This window comes from Brevundimonas sp. AAP58 (assembly GCF_001295975.1).
Taxonomy (GTDB): domain Bacteria; phylum Pseudomonadota; class Alphaproteobacteria; order Caulobacterales; family Caulobacteraceae; genus Brevundimonas.
In genome coordinates, this window is record NZ_LJHU01000074.1 from 15,636 (window position 1) to 34,695 (window position 19,060).

Below are 19,060 nucleotides of genomic sequence, written 5' to 3' on the forward strand. Positions count from 1 at the left end.
GAGATTTCGCATGACCGCCTGGGCTCATTCCCTCATCCGCATCTCCAACTACGAGGTCGAGACGCTGCAGAAGCGCTTGGCCGAAATCACGGCGCGCAAGGCCTCGGCCGAGATGCGGCTGGCGGTGCTGGACGCAGAGGTCGAGGTGGAGCGCGAGCGCGCCCGCGCCGATGCCGAGGCGGGCATGCTGCTCCAGGCCTATCTGGCCGGCTGGAAGACGAAGAAGGGTCTGGCCGAGGCCGACCTGGACACGCTGGACGCAGAGGAAGCCGGCGCGCGCGACGCCCTGACCGACGCCTATTCGGAACTGAAGAAGTTCGAGCACGTCGCCGAGACGACCCGCCTGAACGCCCTCATCGCCGCCGGCAAGCGCGAGACGGCGGCGTTCGACGAGATGGGGCTGCGCAGACGCGCAGGCTGATCGTGCGGGGTCGGGGCCTAGTCTCGCGTCAATCGCGGCTGAGACTGGGACACGGCCGCCGCGCCCTCGATGAAGCCCTCCAGACGGGACACCCGGTCGCGCAGCGCGCCCAGGCCGTCCGCCAGGCCGTCGACATCGTTGCTCAGGCTTTCGACCGAGCGTTCGAGACGGGCGATGTTGGCCTCCATCAGGACCACCTGACGCAGGCCCTTCAGCATATCGCTGACGGTGCTCATGCGCGGACGCCCATGTCGCGGAGCAGGCGGTCCACCTTGGCGTGGGTGCTGTCCAGGCGTTCGACGGACCGGTCGAGAGCCGCACGCATGCGGGGCACGGCCTCGGACAATTCGTCGATCAGGGCGGCCAGTTCGGCCGATTCCGTTTCGCTGGGGTTGAAGTTGTCGACGGCGAGGCGGATGAATTCGCCGCTGGAGACGCCCATGTCGGCGGCGCGGGATTCCAGCTGGGCCTTGCGGTCCGGGGTCATCAGCACGGTGACGCGAGCGGTCTGCATGGCGGGCTCCTTATCATGAGATTATAATGCGCGCCCGCTCCTTCGACAACGTCGCGCCGCTAGACCGGCGCCTCTTCCTCGCGTCCACCCTCGCGCTCGCCGCCTGCGGTCAGACGGTGGCCCAGCCGGTCATCCAGGCGACGCCGCTGAAGTCCCTGGTCCCCTTCCCCATCGGCACGGCGGCCATGGCGGGGCAGTTCGACGATCAGGCCTGGGTCGATCTTTGTCTGACCCACTGCTCCCAGCTCACGCCCGAGTGGGAGATGAAGATGGAGTACATTCTGCAGGGGCCGGACCGGTTCCTGTGGGACGCGCCGGATCGCATCGCAGACTTCTGCACCACCCACGGTCTGCGCCTGCATGGCCATGCGCTTGTCTGGTACTCGCAAGGGGCCGAGGTGTTCAGCGGGCTGGACCGTCGGGCCTTCGTCGCCGCCTTCGATCGCTACATCGCCGAGGTCGCCGGTCGCTACCGAGGGCGCGTCAACGGCTGGGACGTGGTCAACGAGGCGGTGGCGGAAGACGGCAACGGCCTGCGCGACTGTCACTGGTCCGAAGCGCTGGGCCAGGACGGCTACATCGCCCGCGCCTTCGAGCAGGCGAATGCGGCCGATCCGGACGCCGTGTTGTTCCTCAACGACTACAATCTCGAGAACAATCCGGTGAAGGGCGCGACCTTTCTGCGGCTGGTCGAGCGGATGCTGGGGCGCGGCGTGCCGATCGGCGGGATCGGGACCCAGAGCCATCTGGATATCGAGATCCCCGCCGGCCAGATCACCGCCTTCTTCCGCGAGGCCGCTCAGTTCGGCCTGCCGATCCACATGTCGGAGCTGGACGCGTCGCTCCGTCGTGAAGGCCGCATCGACACCCGCTCCCAGCGCCAGAAGATCGAACAGCAGACGGGCCGGGTCATGGAACTGGCCGAGGCCTTCATGGACCTGCCGCCCGCGCAGAGGCACGCCTTCACGCTCTGGGGCCTGAGGGACACCGACAGCTGGCTGCGCCGCGATGCCCGCGACGACGGCAAGGACAGCCCCCTGCTGTTCAATGCCGCCGGTCGGCCCAATCCGATGTTCCAGGCGGTCGTCGACGGCTTCTCCGCCTGAGGACCCCTCCACCATTGTCGCCTGCGACGCCTTGGCCTAGCGTGAGGGTGCGACAGGTTCCCCGGCGACGGGGATGAAAAGGGAACTCGGGTGAGAGACCCGGGCTGACCACGCAACTGTAAGCGGCGAGCCCGCGCGTCGAATGCCACTGGCGGCCCGAGCGGCTTCCGGGAAGGCGGCGCGCACCGGCCCTGACCCGCGAGCCAGGAGACCTGCCTGTCGCGGTCGTGCGTCGCGCGGACGTGGTGTTCCGGGCGATACGGGTCGAACCCCCGACGACGATGCCTGTCCCGACGCGGCCGTGCTGCGTCGGCGACGTCGAAGGAAGGGACGCCGATGGCCGAAGACCGGCCGCCGTCTGATGATGCTCGCTACGCCGCCCCGCGCGCGGCCGTGCCCCGTCGCGCCCTGCTGGCGGGGGGTCTGGCGATGCTGGCGGGATGTGGAGAGCCGATCCGGCCCGTGCCGCCCGCTGCGGATGGCCCGCCGCGCCGGATCGTGTCGCTGAACCCCTGTCTGGACGTCATCCTGGTCGAGGTGGTCGAGCACGAGCGGATCACCGCGCTCAGCCACTATTCGCGGGAAGCCGAGAGTTCGACCATCGCCGAGGTGGCCCGCGACCTGCCCTTCAACTGGGGCACGGCCGAGGAGGTCGCGGCGCTGTCGCCCGATCTGGTGCTGAACGGCCAGTTCGTGTCCCAGCCGTTGCGTCGCGCCCTGGACCGGCTGGAGATTCCGCAGGCGGTCTTTCCCGTGCCGGAAACCGTCGCCGACAGCCTGGCGCAGGTGCGCGAGGTCGCGCGACGGGTGGGCCGGCCCGAGCGGGGAGAGGCCCTGGTCGCGCGCATCCAGGCTGCCCTCGCCGCAGCCGAACCGCCCGCCGGCTCGCCCCGGCCGTCGGCGCTGATCTTCATGCCGGGCGGCTTCGCCTCGGGTCCGGGGACCCTGATGGACGAGATGATGCGACGCGCCGGGTTCGACAACGCCGCCGTCCGATATGGCCTGACGCAGTCCATGTCGGTGCCGCTGGAGCAGATCGTGGCCGATCCGCCGGACGTGCTGCTGAGCGGCGTGACCCGGCCGGGCGCGCCCAGCCGGGCCGAGAGCCTGCTGCGGCACCCGGCGCTGACGCATCTGGCAGACCGGATGCGGCGGGAGACCTTTGCCCAGAAGCTGCTGTTCTGCGGCGGGCCCGTGCTGATCCAGACGGCGCAGGCCCTGGCGCAGGCGCGGCACGCGGTGCTGGAGGGGGGCGCGTGAAGGCGATGAACCGCCCCCTGCTGTATGGCGCTCTGGCGGCTGCGCTGGTGGTCCTGTCGATGCTGAGCCTGAGCATCGGCCGGGTCTGGGTGCCGTTCGAGGTCTGGTTCGATCCGGGCTCGGACCCGCGCTGGCCGATCCTGCTGGAACTGAGGGCTCCGCGCACGGTGCTGGCCCTGCTGATCGGCGGGGCGCTCGGGCTCAGCGGGGCGGCGCTGCAAGGCTACACCCGCAACCCGCTGGCCGATCCCGGCGTGCTGGGGGTCTCGGCCATGGCGGCGCTGGGGGCCGTGCTGACCCTCTACTATGGCGTGGCGGCGCTGGTGCCCTGGGCCCTGCCGGTCGCGGCGGTGGCGGGGGCGTTACTGGGGGTTCTGGTCCTGATGCTGTTGTCGGGGACGGCATCCAGCATGGTGTCGTTCCTGCTGGCCGGGGCGATCCTGAGCGTGGTGGCCAGCGCGGGCGTGTCGCTGGCCCTGTCGCTGGCGCCCAATCCCTGGGCCGTGGCCGAGATCGTCGACTGGCTGATGGGATCGATCGAGGACCGGGGATGGCCGGAGGTGCGCATGGCCGCGCCCCTGATCGCGCTGGGGTGCGGCCTGCTGCTGACCACGGGCCGGGCGCTGGATGCCCTGACGCTGGGCGAGACCGGGGCGCGGTCGCTGGGTGTGTCGCTGGAGCGGACGCGGTGGATTCTGGCGGCGGGCGTGGCGCTGGCTGCAGGGGCCTGTGTCGCCGTGACCGGGGTGATCGGCTTCGTCGGACTGGTGACGCCGCATCTGCTGAGGCCTCTGGTGGGAGCGCGGCCGGGGGCGTTGCTGGGGCCCAGCATCCTGGGCGGGGCGGTGATCGTCCTGGCGGCCGACATTCTGGTGCGGCTGGCCCCGTCGGCGGCGGAGGTGAAGCTGGGCGTGGCCATGGCGGCGTTCGGCGCGCCCTTCTTCCTGATGTTGCTGCTGCGCCTTCGAAAGGGGACGGCATGACCCGGCCGATTTCGACCCTGACGTGCCTGGCGCTCGGCGTGTCACTGGGCGGCCGTCCCGTGCTGCATGGCATCGACCTCAGCGTCCAGAGCGGGACCGTGACGGCGGTTCTGGGGCCGAACGGGGCAGGAAAGTCGACGCTGCTGAACTGTCTCGCGGGGCTGATGCGGCCCTCGAGCGGGGCCGTGCGCCTGGACGACTCTCCCCTGTCGGTCATGCCGGCGCGGGCGAGGGCAAGGCGCATCGCGGTCATGCCCCAGACGCCCGAGATCGCCTGGCCGGTCGAGGCGCGGGCCCTGGTCGGACTGGGGCGCACCCCCTTCATCGGCGCGCGCGGCCTGTCGGCCGAAGACGAGGCGGCGGTGGACCGGGCGCTGGCCGCCGCCGGAGCCGCAGACCTGACGCACCGGAGCGTCGACACCCTGTCGGGCGGAGAGCGGGCGCGCGTCCTGATCGCCCGCGCCCTGGCCGGAGAGCCCGACTGGCTGCTGGCCGACGAGCCCATGACCGGACTGGACCCCGCTCATCAGCTGGACGCGGTCGGCCTGTTCCGGGCGATGGCGGAAGGCGGGGTCGGGGTGATCGTGACCCTGCACGACCTGTCGCTGGCGCTGCGCATCGCGGACCGGATCGTGGTGCTGGCCGACGGCGCGGTGATCGGCGATGGCCCGGCGGCGACCGTCCTGACGCCGGAGCTGATCGCCTCGGCCTATGGCATCCGCGCCGAGGTGCGGTCGGGTCTTGGCGGGCCGGTCATCGAGGTGCTGGGTCGTCTGTGATCGGCCGCGTCCGGATCAAACCGTCACACAACGCAGGCTAAGCTTCGCCGGACAACCGGAGCGTTTCGTCCCATGGAATCCATCGCCTTCGATCTGCGTCAGACCAAGCGGACGCCGCTGAGCCCCGCCCATGTCGCGGCCATCCAGGCGGTCGGGCAGACCCGGACCTACAAGGCCGGCGAGTTCCTGGCGCGGCCCGGTGATCCGATGGACCATTTCGTCTGGGTCGAGGCGGGCGAGGTCGAGGTGGTGGACCTGACGACCGGCGAGCGGCGGGTGCCGTCCACCCTGGGTCCGGGCCAGTTCATGGGCGAGATCGGCTTTCTGGCGGGCGGGCGCTGGACCCTGCCGATGCGGGCGGCGCAGGACACCACGACGACCGAGGTCGATCGCCCCACCATGCTGCGGCTGATGGCCGAGATCCCGGAGATGTCGGACATCATCATCGGCGTCTTCGCCGCGCGTCGGCGGCGTCAGCTGGAGGACGGCGACGGGGCCATCCGCCTGATCGGCGTGGACGAGAGCCCGGCCGTTCGCCGCGTCGCGTCGTTCGCGGCGCGGAACCGCATCGCCTGCGTCACCTATCCGCTGGACAGCCCGGAGGCCCGGGCGGCGCTGCATGTCTGCGGCGTGACCGAGTCCCAGCCCGCCGTTATCTTTGGCGTGGACGAGATCATCACCGACCCAACCCCGGCCAAGCTGGCCAACCGGCTGGGGCTCGACATCCAGCTGGACCCCGAGGACGCCTTCGAGGTGCTGATCGTCGGCGGCGGCCCGGCGGGCGTCGCGGCGGGAGTCTATGCGGGCGCGGAAGGCTTGCGCGCCCTGGTCAGCGAGGACCTGGCCATCGGCGGGCAGGCGGGCACGTCCAGCCGCATCGAGAACTACATGGGCTTTCCGACCGGAATCTCGGGGGCGGACCTGGTCTGGCGCGGCGAGGTCCAGGCGATGAAGTTCGGCACGCGCTTCGCCATTCCGCTGCGGGCCACGGGCATCGAGCGCGGCGAGGACGGGACCTTCTGCGTGCGCTTCGACGACGGTCAGTCGGTCTGCGCCCGGGCCGTCGTGGTGGCGACCGGGGTCGAGTATCGCCGCCTGCCCCTGCCCCGTCTGGAAGAGTTCGAGGGGGCCGGCGTCTACTATGCGGCGACCGAGCTGGAGGCGCGCTGGTGCCGGGGCACGCAAGCCGTGATCGTGGGCGGCGGCAACAGCGCGGGCCAGGCGGCCATGTATCTGAGCCGCAACGCCGACCATGTGCACGTCGTGGTGCGCGGACCCAGCCTGGCGGCGTCGATGTCGCGTTACCTGACACAACGGCTGGAGGCCGATCCGAGGATCACCGTCCACTATCGCAGCGAGGTCGAGGACTTGCAGGGGGCGGACCGGCTGGAGCGGCTGACGATCGTCAATCGGGCCGACGGTTCTCGGCAGCGGATCGACAGCCGCGCCCTGTTCATCATGGTGGGGGCCGCGCCCAACACCGCCTGGCTGGACGGCCTGGTCGAGCTGGACGCCAAGGGCTTCATCAAGACGGGCCAGGACTGCGGCCTGTCGGACTCGCCCTATGCCACCTCATGCCCCGGCGTGTTCGCGGTCGGCGACGTGCGGGCCGGATCGGTCAAGCGGGTGGCCTCGGCGGTCGGCGAAGGCTCGGTCGTCATCAGCCATGTCTATCGCCACGTCCGGCCCGGCGAGGCCTAGGGCCCGGTCTCAGTCGACCTCTGTGATCGACACGGTCGCGGGGAAGCGCTCGCCCTCGGAGAAGGTCCCGACGTGGATCTGATACAGGCCCGCCAGGGGGAAATCGAAGCGGACCTCCGGGTCGAAGCCGGACGGGCCGTCGTCATTGCAGTGCAGTCCGCCGTCCGGGGCCACGATCGTCAGGGTGGCATCCTGGTCGGCGTTGGCGCGGACGATGAGCGGATAGTCGCCCGGCTCGTAACGCAGGACGACCTGCGCCTGAAGCGGGATGTGGCCGCCATAGCAGTCGGTGTCCAGGCCGTTGAACGCGATCAGGCCGCCCGCCGTGACCGGGATCGTGACCGGATCGGGCTGGAACCCGGCGGACAGGGTCAGGACATCGGCCGCGGTGATGGCGGGCGGTTGAGCGCCGACGCGGACCTCGACACGCTCGTTCAGGGGCTCGGTCACGCCATCGGCGGTCGGGCGCGCCGGGCGGGTCTCGCCATAGGCCGCCGTCGTGATGCGCGCCGCCGGGACGCCGCGCCCCACCAGATAATCCCGCACCGCATTGGCCCGGCGCTGCGACAGGCCGACGTTGTCGCTTTCCTCGCCGAAGCGGGAGGTGTGGCCGGACAGCAGGATGGGCTCATCGCTCTTGCCCATCTGGGCCACGAGGGCGTCCAGGGTCTGCCGCGCGGACGAGAGAAGCTGGTCCCTGCCGCGCTCGAAATAGATGTTGGCCGTCATCTCGGACTGGGCGATGGCGGGCGATGCGGCGATGACGCAGACGGCCGCGGCGATGAGGGATCTCAGCATGGCGTGGCTCCGGGGGGTCAGGAAGGATCGGGCGGGCGCGGGCGACCTAGAGCCGGGGTTCGCCGGAGCGACGGCGCGACGGGTCGGTCGTCGGTCCGCAGACCCCCGCGTTGCGGAACGCGAAGACGCTGTCGCGATTCTGGGCGGTGATCGTCAGGTCACCCGTCGTCCGGTCGATGGAGGTGCTGCCGTTGCTGACGGGTGATTCGTATTCGGTGTGATACCGGTCGGCGGTGACCGAGCAGCGGACGGTCACAGGGCCGAGCTCGCTGTAGGTCGGCTCCACGCATCCATTGCCGTGGGTCGCCGGGAGGTATTGCCGTTCGACCTCGCTCCAGCGGTCCCAGCGGATCAGATCACCCCGTCGAACCTCGATGCGGAAGGTTTCGAACAGGGTCGGCCCCTGCCGCTCCTGGGGCGTCGAGCTGCATCCGATGAAGCGAACGCCGTCGCGCTCCATCGGGCCTGCCAGCGTGGCGAGAAAAAGGGCTTCGACGATCATCCGGTCATCCTCTGGTCTGGTGTTCTATCTGCGGCGGAGCGGGCAAGCTCTCGCTCCCTGCTGGGCCTCGGGCCCGATGGCGACGCCGATGAGAGCCGCCTGGATCGTGCGGTGGGTTTCCGATCCACGGATCATCCGTGGCTGGCGGCCCGGTTCGGTCAGTTCGACGTAGACGGGCGTGAAGTCGGGTGGCGGACGAACGCCCAGCCGCGCCCGGTCCAGGCGAGCCAGGGTGGGGCACTGTGAGGGATCGGGTGTGACGGCTGTCGCCTGGATCGCCGATACGGCCAGAAATTCGATCAGCATGGGCGCGAAACGGAGCTCCGGAAGAGCCCACGGTTTCAGGCGCGCCTGTCGCGGTCAAGGTTGCGACCGATATCGTCAGACTTGGTCAGAGCAGGGCCCGGCGCACCAGGGCACAGGTGGCGCCGATGGAGCGCGCGACGGATCGGTGAGCCGGGCAGCCTGGGCCAGGGGCGAGGGTTGCGTCGTCTTGCACCACGTCCGGCGCCACGTCCGGCCCGGCGAGGCGTAGGCCGCGCCCTAGAAGGTCACGAACCCGGCGACCAGCAGATTGTCATTCTGCCGGTCCGGGCCGGTCGCCGATGCGATGTGCTGGTTCATGTAGCCCCCCTCCAGCCGAAAGCGGGGCGTCGCCTGCCAGCCCAGTCCGACGAAGGCCCGGTTCTGGTCGTAGCCGTCGGCCTGTCCCCAGTCGGTGTCGTTGAAGGCGACGAAAGTCTCGTTGGAGACGACGACTGACACATCGGACCCGTCGATCGGCCGACTCCAGCGAACGAACTGGCGCAGCCGCCAGCCGGTGTCATCGCCGCCTTCGCGGAAACGTTGCTCCAGCCGGGTCCGACCGGTCAGCCGCCCGCCCGCGATCTCGGCGATGGGATAGGTGGCCTGCTGCCAGGCGCGGTGCTCCTCGCCGTCCGGTCCGGGGCGGCGCAGGGTGACGTGAGCGTAGCCGGCCCACAAATCGAGGCGAGGCGACATGCGCCAGCCGACGCCTGGGCGCACGATGGTGACGTCCAGCTGGTCGCCCTCGTCGCGGAAGCGGGCATGGCCATCGAACCAGACCAGCAGCTTTCCGCCCGGTTGGACCGGCCCGCTGGCGAAGGCGGCCGACCAGACCTGGCGATCATCCTGGGCGGTAGCGGGCAGGGCGACGACCAGGGCGACGGTCGTGGTGAGAAAGGCGGTGACGAGCTTCATCGGCGATGTCCGGTGATCGAAAACGGAAAAGGCCGCCCCGGGGCGCGGGGCGGCCTTGCCTGCACGGGCGCGGATCAGTCCGCGCTGTACGGCAGGGAGGAGTGGTGCAGCACGATGCGCAGCGCGCCGTTGGCGTCGCGCACCCAGCCCCAGGTCTTGTCGACGGTGGTGGTCTCGCCGTCGGCGTTGGTCATCATGACGTTGCCGGTCGAGATGGCGGTGGTGCCGTTGATGACGATGGCGGCGTTGTCGATCTCGTAGGACCGCCAGCCCTTCAGGGCAAAGCCCGTGTCACCGGCGAAACGGCTGTTGCCGCCGACGAAGTAGGCCAGAGCCCCCTCACGGGTCGTGCGGAAGGTCTGCTCGCCCGACGCCAGCGTCGGCTTGAAGGCGACCGGGCCCAGGTTGTAGCCGTAGGCGGCATCGATGATCTGTCCGGCGAGGCGCTGGGCCGCGGCCTGACCGTTGCGGTCGTACTCGGTGGCGATGGCGACCAGGGCGTCGCCCCAGGCGCGCTGGGCGGCCTCGACTTCGGCGACGGTGATCGGGGCGGCGGCGGCCGTGGCCGGGCTCAGGTTGGCGACGGCGTAGCTGTCGCTGGAAACGGCGACCGACGCGGGCATCTGGGCCAGGGCGGGGGCGGCCATCAGGCTGACGAGGCCGGCGAGGGCGAGGGTCTTGCGCATGGGGTGTCCTTTCGACGGGGCCGGTGTGCGGCGACGGCCGGAAGATGCGGAAGATCAGGCGTGGCTGCGTCGGCGGCCTGGCGCGCCGGGCGGCCTATGCCGTTCGGCATATGACGCGTTGCAAAAGCTCAGCTAGGACGGTCTTCCAGATGGAGACCGGCCCGATTGAGCCCTGATGCCGCCCTGTCGACGGACCTGCGCTCCCTGTTCCGGGATTCGGAGGCGCGCGCCGCCCGCCTGAAGCTGCTGATCGAGGTCAACCGCGATCTGGCGGCGGCGGACGGAGGTGATCTGGACGCCGCGATCGAGCGCGCGGCCCGCCGGGCCGCCCTGTTCGCCGGATACGGGCGCGGCGCTCTGTTCGGCCCGGAGGCGGCCGATCCCGAGGGCGGACTGGTCATCCCGATGCAGACCCTCGCCGAGCGTGGACGGCCCGGTGTTCGGCTGGTCTTCACGGCGCCGCTGAATCCCGCCGCCCTGTCCGGCGCGGACGACGCCGAGGCGCTGCGGCTGCTGGTCGAAATGATCGAGGCCCGCCTCACGGTCGACCTCCAGAGGCGTAGAGAGGCCGATCTTCTGGGCCGTCTGGCCCAGCGCGAAAAGGATCTGGAACAGGTTTTGTCCAGCGTGGTCACGGCGCAGGAGGGCGAGCGCGCGGCGATCTCGGCGGACCTGCATGATGGCGTGGCTCAACAGGTCGCGGCCCTGCATCGCCGCCTCGAGCTGCTGAGACTGGATCTCGACGGCAAAGCCGAGCCGGGGGCCGCGCATGATCTCGACGCCCTGATCGGCATGGCCCGCCAGGCGGTGAGCGACCTGCGTGGCGTGATCTCGGGCTTGCGCCCCACAAGCCTCGATGACCTGGGCGTGGTCGCGGCCCTGAGCGAGGCGGCGCGTCGGCTGGAGGATGCCGGACACGCCGTCACCGTGATCGACCGACTGCCGGACCGACTGCCCGACTGGCAGGAAACCCTGTTGTTCCGCATCGGCCAGGAAGCCCTGACCAACGTCGCCAAGCACGCGCCGGGCGCGAGCGTGTGCCTCGAACTGGCCCTGAGCGAGAGCCGGGACGCCGTGGTGCTGAGCGTCGAGAATGCCGGCGGCGAACCGCGGGGCGCGTCCGCCGAGGCCACCCCCCGGTTCGGCCTGGAGATCATGCGCGAGCGGCTGGCCGCCGTCGCAGGTCGGCTGGAGGCGGGCGAGACGGCAAGGGGCTTTCGCATCCGTGCCATCGTACCTGCGGCGGGTCGTCGATGATGCGTCTGCTGATCGCCGACGACCACGAGTTGACCCGCGCCGGCCTGCGCGCCGTGATCGAGCGCGAGCCGGACATGGCCGTCGTCGCCGAGGTCGCCACCGCCGAGGCCGCCGTCGCGCGCGCCGCCGCAGGCGATGTCGACGTGGCTGTCCTGGACATCCGCTTTGGATCCGGCATGAACGGGCTGGAGGCGGCGACGCTGATCCTGGAGGGATCACCCGCACGGGTTCTGCTGCTGACCCTGCACGACACGCCGGAATATGTCCGAAGCGCCCTGGCCTCGGGCGCGACCGGCTATGTGCTGAAGGACGCCGGGCGCGAGGAGCTGCTTCACGCCATCCGCGCGGTAGCGGCCGGACGCACGGCCCTGCCGACGGCTCTGCTGCGAAGGGCGATGGCCCCGAGCGCCGGCCCTCGCCCGGACGATCTGGCCCGGCTGACGACGCGCGAGCGCCAGGTTCTGGACGGGGTCGCGCGCGGCCTGACCAACAAGGAAATCGCCCGCGATCTCGGCATCGGCCCCGGCACGGTGAAGACCCACGTCGAGCGGCTGATCGCCAAGCTGGGCGTGGCGGATCGCACCCAGGCGGCGGTGTTCGCGGCCAGGACCCAGTCATGAGCCGGCTGCCGCTTTGGACAAGCGCCGCCCGGGCCTGGGCCGACCTGGGTCTGGGGCCCAAGGGGCTGATCGTCGTCGCCCTGCCGCTGGCCATCCTGCTGTCGGGCATCGGCGCGCTGCACCTGTCCGGACGTGCGGAGGCCGAAGCCGAGGCGCGCGTGCGTCTGACCTTCGCCATCCAGCGGGACATCCATGAAGTTCACGCCCTGCTGGCCGAGGCGGCCAGCGGCGTGCGCGGCTATCGGCTGACCGGCCGACAGGCCTTTCTGGAGCCCTATGTGAAGGCCGAGGCCTTGCTGCCCCAGACGCTGGATCGCCTGCGCCGCACCACCCGCGATCCGGAAATCCGTCAGCGGCTGGCCAGGGTCGACACCCTGGTGATCCAGAAGCGGCAGGGCCTGGCCCAGCTGGCCGCCATGCCGGGCGCCGGCACGGCCGCCGGCGTCGAGGCGGCCGATGTCGCCCGCGCCCTGGTCGCGAACAAGGCCGTCCTGGACGCGCTCCGTGACGAGATCGACGCCATGCAACGGCGCGAGCGGGAACTGCTGGAACAGCGTCAGGCCCAGGCCGACGCGGAGCGCCGCCGCACCTGGACCCTGACCGCCGTCATGGCGGGGATCGGCATTCTCGGTGGGCTGGCGGCGGCCCAGCTTCTGTTCACCGGCATCGTGCGCCGGGTCCGGGGCCTGGAGCGGGACGCCGAGCGGCTCGAACAGGGCGAGCCCCTAACCCTCGTGGACGAGGCCCAGGACGAGATCGGCCGCCTGGCGCGACGGCTGGTCCAGGCCGGCGACCTGCTCCGCTCGCGCGAGGCCGCGCTGCGCGAGGGCGAGGAGCGGTATCGGCGCGTCATCGAGGGTGTGCGCGACTACGGCATCTTCGCGCTGGATGTGGAGGGCAACGTCGTCAGCTGGAACACCGGGGCCGAGCGCATCAAGGGCTGGAGCGCCGAAGAGATCCTGGGCCGCCACTTCTCAACCTTCTATCCTCCCGAAGCCCGTGAGGAGACGCCGGCGCGCCTGCTGGAGGTCGCGCGCCGCGATGGCCGGGTCGAGGACGAGGGCTGGCGTGTCCGCCGGGACGGGGGGCGCTTCTGGGCCAACGTCGTCATCACCGCCCTGCGCGACGAGGACGGGACGTTGACCGGCTTTTCCAAGGTGACCCGCGACGTCACCGAGCGCCGCCGCGCCGAGGAGGCCCTGAGCCACGCCCGCGCCGAGGCCGAACGCGCCAGCCGCGCCAAGAGCGAGTTCCTGTCGCGCATGAGCCACGAGCTGCGCACGCCCCTGACCGCGATCCTGGGCTTCAACCAGTTGCTGGGCATGGACCGCGACACACTGGAGGACGACCAGCGACATGCGGTGGACCAGATCGCCAAGGCCGGGGGGCATCTGCTGGCCATGATCGAGGAGGTGCTGGACATCGCCCGGATCGAGGCCGGCGGCCACGCCCTGACACCAGAGACGCTGGATGCCGGCCCCCTGCTCATTGACGTACGCAACCTGATCGCGCCTCAAGCCCAGGCGGCCGGCGTCGAGATTCGCGTCGAGGGGGCCTCCGATGCGCGCGTCACCGCCGATCGCAGGGCGACGGTGCAGATCCTGCTGAACCTTCTGTCGAACGCCATCAAGTACGGCCCGGCCGGAGGGACCGTCACGCTGACCCTGGCCGAGACTCCCGATCGGATCCAGATCGCGGTGCGGGACCAGGGGCCCGGTGTCCCGCCCGCGCTCGTCGACCGCCTGTTCACCCCGTTCGACCGGCTGGACGCCGAACGATGGAGCGGTGCCCAGGGCTCCGGTCTGGGGCTGGCCCTGTCGCGCGGCCTGGCCCAGGCCCAGGGCGGGGACGTCACCTATCGCCCGCGCGAGGACCGGCAGGGCGCCGTCTTCATTCTCGACCTGCCGCGAGGTCCGGTACCGCAAGGAGACCGCGCATGAGGATCATCCCCGAGGACCCCGTGTTGAAATCAGCCATGATCCTGGCGGTGGACGATGAGCCGGCGAACCTGAGCCTGGTGGATCGCGCCTTTCGCCGCGAGGGCTTCAACGAGGTCGTCACCTTCCTGAATCCGGCGGAGGCCCTCACAGCGTTCGCAGACAGAACGCCCGACCTCGTGCTGCTGGACCTCATGATGCCCGGCATCGACGGTTATGAGCTGCTCGAAAGCTTTCGTCGCCTGACCGCGCCCAACGACTATCTGCCGATCCTGGTGCTGACGGCCGACTCGACCATGAACGCACGCCTTCGGGCCCTGTCACTGGGGGCCAATGACGTGCTGCTCAAGCCTTACGACGTGGCCGAACTGCTGATGCGCAGCTGGGTCCTGCTGGATACGCGCCGCAGGTTTCGGACAGCGCTGGGCGGCTGAGCCCCGGACCTACGGCTCCAGCTCGATGTCCCAGTAGAGGTAGTCCAGCCAGCTCTGGTGCAGATAATTGGGCGGGAAACGGCGACCCGCCTCCTGGAGTTGGTAGGCGTTCGGGCGGTGGGGCGCGCGGCGGATCGGCATGTGCGCCTGCTGGGGCGTACGGCCGCCCTTCTTCAGATTGCAGGGCGAGCAGGCGGCGACGATGTTCTCCCACGTGGTGCGGCCGCCGCGGCTGCGCGGAATGACGTGGTCGAAGGTCAGCTCGGCCGTGGTGCCGCAGTACTGGCAGGTGAAGCCGTCGCGCAGAAAGACGTTGAAACGGGTGAACGCCGGGGCGCGGTTCTGGTCGACGTAGCTCTTCAGCGCGATGACGCTGGGGATCTGCATTTCCATCGACGGGCTGCGCACCACCCGGTCGTAGGTGGACACCACGTCGACGCGGTCCTGATAGACCGCCTTGACCGCCTCCTCCCACGGCCAGAGCGACAGGGGATAGTAGGAAAGGGGCCGGAAGTCGGCGTTCAGCACGAGCGCGGGAAAGCCGGACGGCGGCTTGTGGGAGACCTGCATCAGGTCCCCCTGCTCAATGAGCCAGACGGGATCGAGAAAATCGGACTGAAGACGTCGCTCCTTCTCTCTGATGAACGAAGCCTAACCCCGATTCGTCGCCGCCGCCATGACGGCTTGGCGTCGGTTTGATGAAGACTTGGGCGGGCAAAGAAAGAGGTTCATCACGGAGAGCACAAAGGGTTCACCAAGGACACGAAGGGACCGAGCAGACGGTCAAGGCGACGACCGCCATGCTTGGCCGCCCGAAATGACATGACGCTTCGCGTCGGAAAGCTTTTGCGGCGCAGCCGCGATCCCATTGCATAGATCGCTGGAAGTGACGGATCGGCGACCTGACCTTCTGCTCGGTCCCTTCGTGTCCTTTGTGAATCCTCCGTGCTCTCCGTGATGAACCGCTTTCCGTCACCCACCCTGGACGGCTACCGCCGGGCGAGGCCGCCGGGAAAGCCCGGCAGGCTCCAGCCCCACACCAACGCCCCCGCGCGCAAAAGGAACCCGGCCGGCGCCGCGATCAGGGCGGCGGGCCAGGGATCCAGGCCGAGGGCCCGCGCCGTGACATAGGCCGTGGCGGCCAGAAGCGCGGCGGAGACCGTGATCTCGCGCCGCAGCAGGATCGAGGGCTGGCCCGCCAGGAGGTCGCGCACGATGCCGCCGAAGCAGGCCGTCAGAGCCCCCATGACGATGCAGACCAGGGGCGGCACGCCGAAGGCCTCGGCCTTGGCCGCGCCGAGCACGCCATAGGCCCCCAGCCCTATAGCATCCAGCCAGAGCAGCGCCCGGAACCGCCAGGTCCCGACGCCGAGCAGCCAGACCCCCAGGGTGGCGGCCAGGCACACGGCGATATAGCGCCAGTCCTCGACCCAGAAGACCGGCGCGCCGATCAGCAGGTCACGCAGGGTTCCTCCGCCAACCCCCGTGATCGCGGCGAAGAAGGCGAAGGTGACGAGGTCGTGCTTCTCCCGCGCCGCCGCGAGCGCGCCCGTGGCGGCGAAGACGGCCACCCCAGCGAAGTCCAGCGCGCCCAACACCGTTTCCGGACGCGCCAGCTCGGCCCCGATCGCCGCAGGATCAATGACGCTCATGGCCGTTGCTCTTGCCTGCCGTCTCGCGCGCGGCGCTCGACGGCTGGAGGCAGGTCGTCCAGCACGATCTCGCCCTTCTTCACGCCGGTGTACCAGGCCCAGAGCAGGTGACAGGCCACGCCGCGCCACGGCCGCCAGACCTCGGCCCGGGCATAGGCCTGCTTCGTGTCCGGCCGCACCTCGGCGCGGTCGGCCCATTTGATGGCCTCCTGCAACGCCACGTCGCCGCCGGGAAAGACATCGGTGCGCCCCTCGCACAGCAGCAGATAGGCCTCGGCGGTCCACAGGCCGACGCCCTTCAGCGACACCAGGGCCTCGATGGCGGCGGCGTCGTCCAGCGTCGACAGATGATCCAGATCGATGCGCCCTTCGACCTGGGCCCGGGCCATGCCCTGTCCATAGGTCGCCTTCTGCCGCGACAGCCCCATGCCGCGAAGACTGTCCAGATCATGGGCCAGCAGCGCCTGCGGCGTGATCTCGCCCAGTCCCGCCTGCAGCCGCGCCCAGACCGACGCCGCCGAGGCCACCGACACCTGCTGCTCCACGATCATGCGGAACAGGCCGACGAACCCCGCCTGCCGGACGCGCCATTCGAACGGCGGGGTCTGGGCGTGCGCCCGGGCCAGCGCCGGGTCGCGCTCGGCCAGAGACTGGCGGGCGGCGGCGAGGTCGGCGGGGCTGAGAGGCATGGTGGTCTTCCGGTCAGGCGGATGAACGGCTAGCGTTCGATCATGCTCACTCTGGACGAGATTTCCGTCGCGGACACCCCTGCCGAAGAGGCTGGGCGGTGTTCAGGGCCGAAACCCGCCATCGCGCGACGGCTGAACCCGGTGAGGCCCTGATGCGCAGTCTGGACGATCTGTTGCGGCCGCTGAACCGCGAGACCTTCCTGGATCAGAACCGGGCGCGGCCCCTGCACATTCCCGCGCCGGAGGGATCGGACAAGCGGTCGATCCTGGACTGGACGACGTTCAACGGCCTGCTGTCGCAGACCTCGATCTGGACGCCCGCCAATCTGAGGATGGTCCGAAACGGCGAGCCGATCCCGGCCGAGGCCTATTGCGTGCTGGCCGACACCCATGCCGGCAAGGTGATGCGGCCCTCGCCGGCCAAGGTCGAGGTCCTGCTGTCGACCGGGGCCAGCCTGATCGCCAATGACGTCCAGCGCCTGACGCCGGGAATCGCCGCCCTGTGCGACGGTCTGGGTGAAACCTTTGCCGGCGCCGTGGCCGCCAATGTCTATTGCTCGTTCGGCGGGGTGCAGGCGTTCCAGACCCACTATGACCTGCACGACGTCTTCGCCATCCAGACCGAGGGCGAGAAGGTCTGGCGGCTGTATGCCAACCGCGCGCCCGATCCCGTCGATCCGCCCGAGCCGGCGGACCCGCGCGCCTACTTCGCCGCCACGCGCGGGCCCCTGGTGCAGGAGGTGCGGATGCGGCCGGGCGATGTGCTGTATGTGCCGCGCGGCTGGTACCACGACGCCCTGGCGGTCGAGGGGGCGTCGCTGCACCTGACCCTGTCGGTCACGCCCTTGTACGGACGGATCCTGTTCTCCCTGCTGGAAGCGGCGGCCATGCAGGACCCGACGTTCCGCGCCTGGTTTCCGCCGGCCGCGCCGGACGGCGGCGCCGCGCTGCGTGACCACGTGGGCAGGTTGATGACCCGGCTGACCGAGATCGCCCGGATGCCCTTCTTCATCAATGAGATCGCCATGGCCCAGGCGCGTCTGACCCCCCGGCCCGCCGCCTATGCCCTGCCCGAGCGCAAGCCGCTGACGCTGTTCCGCCCCGCCGGCCTGATCGGACCGCGCATCGAAGGACCGGCCGCGGTGGCCATGGAATGGGCCCTGGCCCAGCCCCAGTTCGCCCTGGAGGACATGATCGCCCAGTTCGACTTCGTGCCCGAACCCGCCCTGCGCGGCGCGGTGGAGGCGGCGGAGCGGTCCGGGGCCCTGGTGCGGCTGTCACCCGCCACCCCATGATCCCGACGAACCCCGGCTCCCGATCGCAGCGGCCTCATGTCCCCGTCGACAGGCGGGTGCGTCAGACCTAGACAACCTTCATGCGGACATTCGAAGACATCCTGGCGCCCATCGGCATCGACCGGTTTCGCAGCGAGCACCTGGGTACCGAGCCGCTGCATGTGCCCGCGCCCGATGGATCGACCAAGCGCGAACTGCTGACCTGGGCGGCCTTCAACGGCCTGCTGGCCCAGACCAATGTCTGGGATTCCGACCGGCTGCAGATGATGCACCGCGAGGTCGATGTTCCGCCGGATCAGTACTGTCGCTCGCGGCCGTCGACCCACGGTCCGGTCTGGCGGCCCGATCCGGAGATGGTCCGGCTGATGCTCGGCGCCGGCGCCAGCATCCTGGCCAACGACATGCTGACGCTGCACGCGCCGATCACAGAGGCCGGCGTGGCGCTAGGCGAGGCCATGGGGGCCAAGGTCGGGGCCAGCGTCTTCTGCTCCTTCAAGGAGAACCGGGTGCTGGGCACCCACTACGATGTCCACGACGTCTTCGCGGTCCAGACCGAGGGCGAGAAGATCTGGAACTTCTACGAGGGCCGCGTGTCGGACCCGCTCGACTATCCGCCCAACCTGACCCACGCCGACATCGAAAAGAGCCGGGGGCGGCTGGTGAAGACGGTGACCATGCGGCCGGGCGATGTGCTCTATGTGCCGCGCGGGGTCTATCACGACGCCATCGCCGTCGATGCGCCCTCGCTGCATGTCAGCTTCACCGTCATGCCCCTCACCGGGCGTGCGCTGCTGGTGCTGCTCGACATGATGGCGCGCGATCACCCGGCGTTTAGAAAGTGGCTGCCGTCGGCCGCGTCCGAGCCCGAGGCCTTCGCCCGGGCCGTGGCCGACCTGGGTCCTGTGCTGGCCGAGATCGTCAGCTCTCCGAGCTTCCGTCAGGAGGCCGCCCGCCAGCAGCGGCGCGCCAGTCCAAAGCTCGCCCGCTTCGACCTGCCCGAGCGTCTGGCTCTGACCCTTTATCAGGTCACCGGGCGCGCCTTCCCGGCGGGCGAGGACCCCGCCCGGCAGATCCACGACTGGATGATGGGCCAGCGCCGTTTCGCCCTGGAGCACCTGAAGGTGCAGTTCGACGGCGATCCCGAGCCCCGGATCGACGCGATCGTGAAGGCCGCGGAGCAGGCGGGCGCGATCGCCCGGATGTGA

At 70.3% G+C, this 19,060-nt stretch carries 22 protein-coding genes and 1 riboswitch; of the genes, 12 read left to right on the forward strand and 10 right to left on the reverse strand.

Going from position 1 to position 19,060, the window contains the following annotated elements; translation table 11 throughout:
* Positions 1-10: 10 nt before the first annotated feature.
* Positions 11-421 (forward strand): flagellar export protein FliJ, encoded by a 411-nt coding sequence (locus IP78_RS10130; RefSeq protein ID WP_054111560.1) that lies wholly within the window; start codon positions 11-13, stop codon positions 419-421.
* Positions 422-438: 17 nt separating this feature from the next.
* Here the strand turns inward: IP78_RS10130 and IP78_RS10135 are convergent, their stop codons facing one another.
* Positions 439-657, reverse strand: a complete 219-nt coding sequence (locus tag IP78_RS10135) for a hypothetical protein (protein WP_054111561.1) — start codon at positions 655-657, stop codon at positions 439-441.
* Positions 654-935 carry a ribbon-helix-helix protein, CopG family gene (locus IP78_RS10140; RefSeq protein ID WP_054111562.1) on the reverse strand — a complete coding sequence of 94 codons (282 nt, stop codon included), beginning with the start codon at positions 933-935 and terminating at the stop codon, positions 654-656. The genes IP78_RS10135 and IP78_RS10140 overlap by 4 nt, the downstream gene beginning before the upstream one ends.
* A 26-nt stretch (positions 936-961) precedes the next feature.
* On the opposite strand from IP78_RS10140, the gene IP78_RS10145 reads away from it, so the two are divergent.
* The 5 genes from IP78_RS10145 (at position 962) to IP78_RS10165 (ending at position 6,764) form a co-directional block, all read left to right on the forward strand.
* Positions 962-2,041, forward strand: coding sequence for an endo-1,4-beta-xylanase (locus IP78_RS10145; protein WP_054111563.1), 1,080 nt, complete (start codon positions 962-964; stop codon positions 2,039-2,041).
* Between the two features lie 37 nt (positions 2,042-2,078).
* Positions 2,079-2,276, forward strand: a riboswitch (cobalamin riboswitch).
* A 101-nt stretch (positions 2,277-2,377) separates the two neighbouring features.
* Positions 2,378-3,301, forward strand: coding sequence for an ABC transporter substrate-binding protein (locus IP78_RS10150; RefSeq protein ID WP_231680981.1), 924 nt, complete (start codon positions 2,378-2,380; stop codon positions 3,299-3,301).
* Positions 3,302-3,306: 5 nt separating this feature from the next.
* Entirely contained in the window at positions 3,307-4,284 is a 978-nt protein-coding gene (locus tag IP78_RS10155; RefSeq protein ID WP_054111604.1) for an iron ABC transporter permease, read from the forward strand.
* Positions 4,281-5,063 (forward strand): ABC transporter ATP-binding protein, encoded by a 783-nt coding sequence (locus IP78_RS10160; protein ID WP_197272434.1) that lies wholly within the window; start codon positions 4,281-4,283, stop codon positions 5,061-5,063. The genes IP78_RS10155 and IP78_RS10160 overlap by 4 nt, the downstream gene beginning before the upstream one ends.
* Positions 5,064-5,135: 72 nt before the next feature.
* The gene (locus IP78_RS10165; protein WP_054111564.1) at positions 5,136-6,764 is read left to right on the forward strand and encodes a cyclic nucleotide-binding domain-containing thioredoxin-disulfide reductase; all 1,629 of its coding nucleotides are present in this window, start codon (positions 5,136-5,138) and stop codon (positions 6,762-6,764) included.
* A 9-nt stretch (positions 6,765-6,773) separates the two neighbouring features.
* On the opposite strand, the gene IP78_RS10170 is transcribed toward IP78_RS10165, so the two are convergent.
* From IP78_RS10170 to IP78_RS10190, 5 genes are all read right to left on the reverse strand, one after another.
* Positions 6,774-7,562, reverse strand: a complete 789-nt coding sequence (locus IP78_RS10170) for an OmpA family protein (protein WP_054111565.1) — start codon at positions 7,560-7,562, stop codon at positions 6,774-6,776.
* A gap of 46 nt (positions 7,563-7,608) precedes the next feature.
* Positions 7,609-8,064 (reverse strand): hypothetical protein, encoded by a 456-nt coding sequence (locus IP78_RS10175; protein WP_054111566.1) that lies wholly within the window; start codon positions 8,062-8,064, stop codon positions 7,609-7,611.
* 24 nt (positions 8,065-8,088) lie between these two features.
* Positions 8,089-8,370 carry a hypothetical protein gene (locus tag IP78_RS10180; RefSeq protein WP_054111567.1) on the reverse strand — a complete coding sequence of 94 codons (282 nt, stop codon included), beginning with the start codon at positions 8,368-8,370 and terminating at the stop codon, positions 8,089-8,091.
* A 237-nt stretch (positions 8,371-8,607) separates the two neighbouring features.
* Complete coding sequence (locus IP78_RS10185) at positions 8,608-9,285, reverse strand: DUF2490 domain-containing protein (RefSeq protein WP_054111568.1); 678 nt, start codon at positions 9,283-9,285, stop codon at positions 8,608-8,610.
* Positions 9,286-9,359: 74 nt separating this feature from the next.
* A complete protein-coding gene (locus IP78_RS10190; protein WP_054111569.1) occupies positions 9,360-9,971 on the reverse strand; it encodes a phosphoribosyl-AMP cyclohydrolase in 612 nt (203 codons plus the stop codon).
* 165 nt (positions 9,972-10,136) lie between these two features.
* On the opposite strand from IP78_RS10190, the gene IP78_RS10195 reads away from it, so the two are divergent.
* The 4 genes from IP78_RS10195 to IP78_RS10210 are packed head-to-tail and all read left to right on the forward strand — an operon-like array spanning position 10,137 to position 14,219.
* Complete coding sequence (locus IP78_RS10195; RefSeq protein ID WP_054111570.1) at positions 10,137-11,228, forward strand: sensor histidine kinase; 1,092 nt, start codon at positions 10,137-10,139, stop codon at positions 11,226-11,228.
* On the forward strand, positions 11,228-11,848 hold the full coding sequence (locus IP78_RS10200; protein WP_231680982.1) for a response regulator transcription factor: 621 nt from the start codon (positions 11,228-11,230) through the stop codon (positions 11,846-11,848). Before IP78_RS10195 ends, IP78_RS10200 begins: the two co-directional genes overlap by 1 nt.
* Positions 11,845-13,788 carry a PAS domain S-box protein gene (locus IP78_RS10205; protein WP_054111572.1) on the forward strand — a complete coding sequence of 648 codons (1,944 nt, stop codon included), beginning with the start codon at positions 11,845-11,847 and terminating at the stop codon, positions 13,786-13,788. Before IP78_RS10200 ends, IP78_RS10205 begins: the two co-directional genes overlap by 4 nt.
* Positions 13,785-14,219 (forward strand): response regulator, encoded by a 435-nt coding sequence (locus tag IP78_RS10210; RefSeq protein WP_082384950.1) that lies wholly within the window; start codon positions 13,785-13,787, stop codon positions 14,217-14,219. Before IP78_RS10205 ends, IP78_RS10210 begins: the two co-directional genes overlap by 4 nt.
* Before the next feature lie 9 nt (positions 14,220-14,228).
* On the opposite strand, the gene IP78_RS10215 is transcribed toward IP78_RS10210, so the two are convergent.
* The 3 genes from IP78_RS10215 to IP78_RS10225 all read right to left on the reverse strand — a co-directional run bounded on the left by IP78_RS10215 (position 14,229) and on the right by IP78_RS10225 (position 16,560).
* Positions 14,229-14,789 carry an HNH endonuclease gene (locus IP78_RS10215; protein ID WP_054111573.1) on the reverse strand — a complete coding sequence of 187 codons (561 nt, stop codon included), beginning with the start codon at positions 14,787-14,789 and terminating at the stop codon, positions 14,229-14,231.
* A gap of 419 nt (positions 14,790-15,208) precedes the next feature.
* Positions 15,209-15,871 carry a trimeric intracellular cation channel family protein gene (locus tag IP78_RS10220; RefSeq protein ID WP_054111574.1) on the reverse strand — a complete coding sequence of 221 codons (663 nt, stop codon included), beginning with the start codon at positions 15,869-15,871 and terminating at the stop codon, positions 15,209-15,211.
* A complete protein-coding gene (locus IP78_RS10225; RefSeq protein ID WP_054111575.1) occupies positions 15,868-16,560 on the reverse strand; it encodes a DNA-3-methyladenine glycosylase in 693 nt (230 codons plus the stop codon). The genes IP78_RS10220 and IP78_RS10225 overlap by 4 nt, the downstream gene beginning before the upstream one ends.
* A gap of 152 nt (positions 16,561-16,712) precedes the next feature.
* On the opposite strand from IP78_RS10225, the gene IP78_RS10230 reads away from it, so the two are divergent.
* Together IP78_RS10230 and IP78_RS10235 are read left to right on the forward strand one after the other, a co-directional pair.
* On the forward strand, positions 16,713-17,855 hold the full coding sequence (locus IP78_RS10230; RefSeq protein WP_156320363.1) for a JmjC domain-containing protein: 1,143 nt from the start codon (positions 16,713-16,715) through the stop codon (positions 17,853-17,855).
* 80 nt (positions 17,856-17,935) lie between these two features.
* Positions 17,936-19,060 (forward strand): JmjC domain-containing protein, encoded by a 1,125-nt coding sequence (locus tag IP78_RS10235; RefSeq protein WP_054111577.1) that lies wholly within the window; start codon positions 17,936-17,938, stop codon positions 19,058-19,060.

Coding starts and splice junctions, on each gene's coding strand:
- IP78_RS10190 (WP_054111569.1), bottom strand. CDS start 9,971: ATGCGCAAGACCCTCGCCCTCGCCGGCCTCGTCAGCCTGATGGCCGCC.
- IP78_RS10155 (WP_054111604.1), top strand. CDS start 3,307: ATGAACCGCCCCCTGCTGTATGGCGCTCTGGCGGCTGCGCTGGTGGTC.
- IP78_RS10235 (WP_054111577.1), top strand. CDS start 17,936: ATGCGGACATTCGAAGACATCCTGGCGCCCATCGGCATCGACCGGTTT.
- IP78_RS10225 (WP_054111575.1), bottom strand. CDS start 16,560: ATGCCTCTCAGCCCCGCCGACCTCGCCGCCGCCCGCCAGTCTCTGGCC.
- IP78_RS10160 (WP_197272434.1), top strand. CDS start 4,281: ATGACCCGGCCGATTTCGACCCTGACGTGCCTGGCGCTCGGCGTGTCA.
- IP78_RS10205 (WP_054111572.1), top strand. CDS start 11,845: ATGAGCCGGCTGCCGCTTTGGACAAGCGCCGCCCGGGCCTGGGCCGAC.
- IP78_RS10220 (WP_054111574.1), bottom strand. CDS start 15,871: ATGAGCGTCATTGATCCTGCGGCGATCGGGGCCGAGCTGGCGCGTCCG.
- IP78_RS10175 (WP_054111566.1), bottom strand. CDS start 8,064: ATGATCGTCGAAGCCCTTTTTCTCGCCACGCTGGCAGGCCCGATGGAG.
- IP78_RS10140 (WP_054111562.1), bottom strand. CDS start 935: ATGCAGACCGCTCGCGTCACCGTGCTGATGACCCCGGACCGCAAGGCC.
- IP78_RS10210 (WP_082384950.1), top strand. CDS start 13,785: ATGAGGATCATCCCCGAGGACCCCGTGTTGAAATCAGCCATGATCCTG.
- IP78_RS10130 (WP_054111560.1), top strand. CDS start 11: ATGACCGCCTGGGCTCATTCCCTCATCCGCATCTCCAACTACGAGGTC.
- IP78_RS10135 (WP_054111561.1), bottom strand. CDS start 657: ATGAGCACCGTCAGCGATATGCTGAAGGGCCTGCGTCAGGTGGTCCTG.
- IP78_RS10170 (WP_054111565.1), bottom strand. CDS start 7,562: ATGCTGAGATCCCTCATCGCCGCGGCCGTCTGCGTCATCGCCGCATCG.
- IP78_RS10165 (WP_054111564.1), top strand. CDS start 5,136: ATGGAATCCATCGCCTTCGATCTGCGTCAGACCAAGCGGACGCCGCTG.
- IP78_RS10180 (WP_054111567.1), bottom strand. CDS start 8,370: ATGCTGATCGAATTTCTGGCCGTATCGGCGATCCAGGCGACAGCCGTC.
- IP78_RS10230 (WP_156320363.1), top strand. CDS start 16,713: ATGCGCAGTCTGGACGATCTGTTGCGGCCGCTGAACCGCGAGACCTTC.
- IP78_RS10150 (WP_231680981.1), top strand. CDS start 2,378: ATGGCCGAAGACCGGCCGCCGTCTGATGATGCTCGCTACGCCGCCCCG.
- IP78_RS10215 (WP_054111573.1), bottom strand. CDS start 14,789: ATGCAGGTCTCCCACAAGCCGCCGTCCGGCTTTCCCGCGCTCGTGCTG.
- IP78_RS10145 (WP_054111563.1), top strand. CDS start 962: ATGCGCGCCCGCTCCTTCGACAACGTCGCGCCGCTAGACCGGCGCCTC.
- IP78_RS10200 (WP_231680982.1), top strand. CDS start 11,228: ATGCGTCTGCTGATCGCCGACGACCACGAGTTGACCCGCGCCGGCCTG.
- IP78_RS10185 (WP_054111568.1), bottom strand. CDS start 9,285: ATGAAGCTCGTCACCGCCTTTCTCACCACGACCGTCGCCCTGGTCGTC.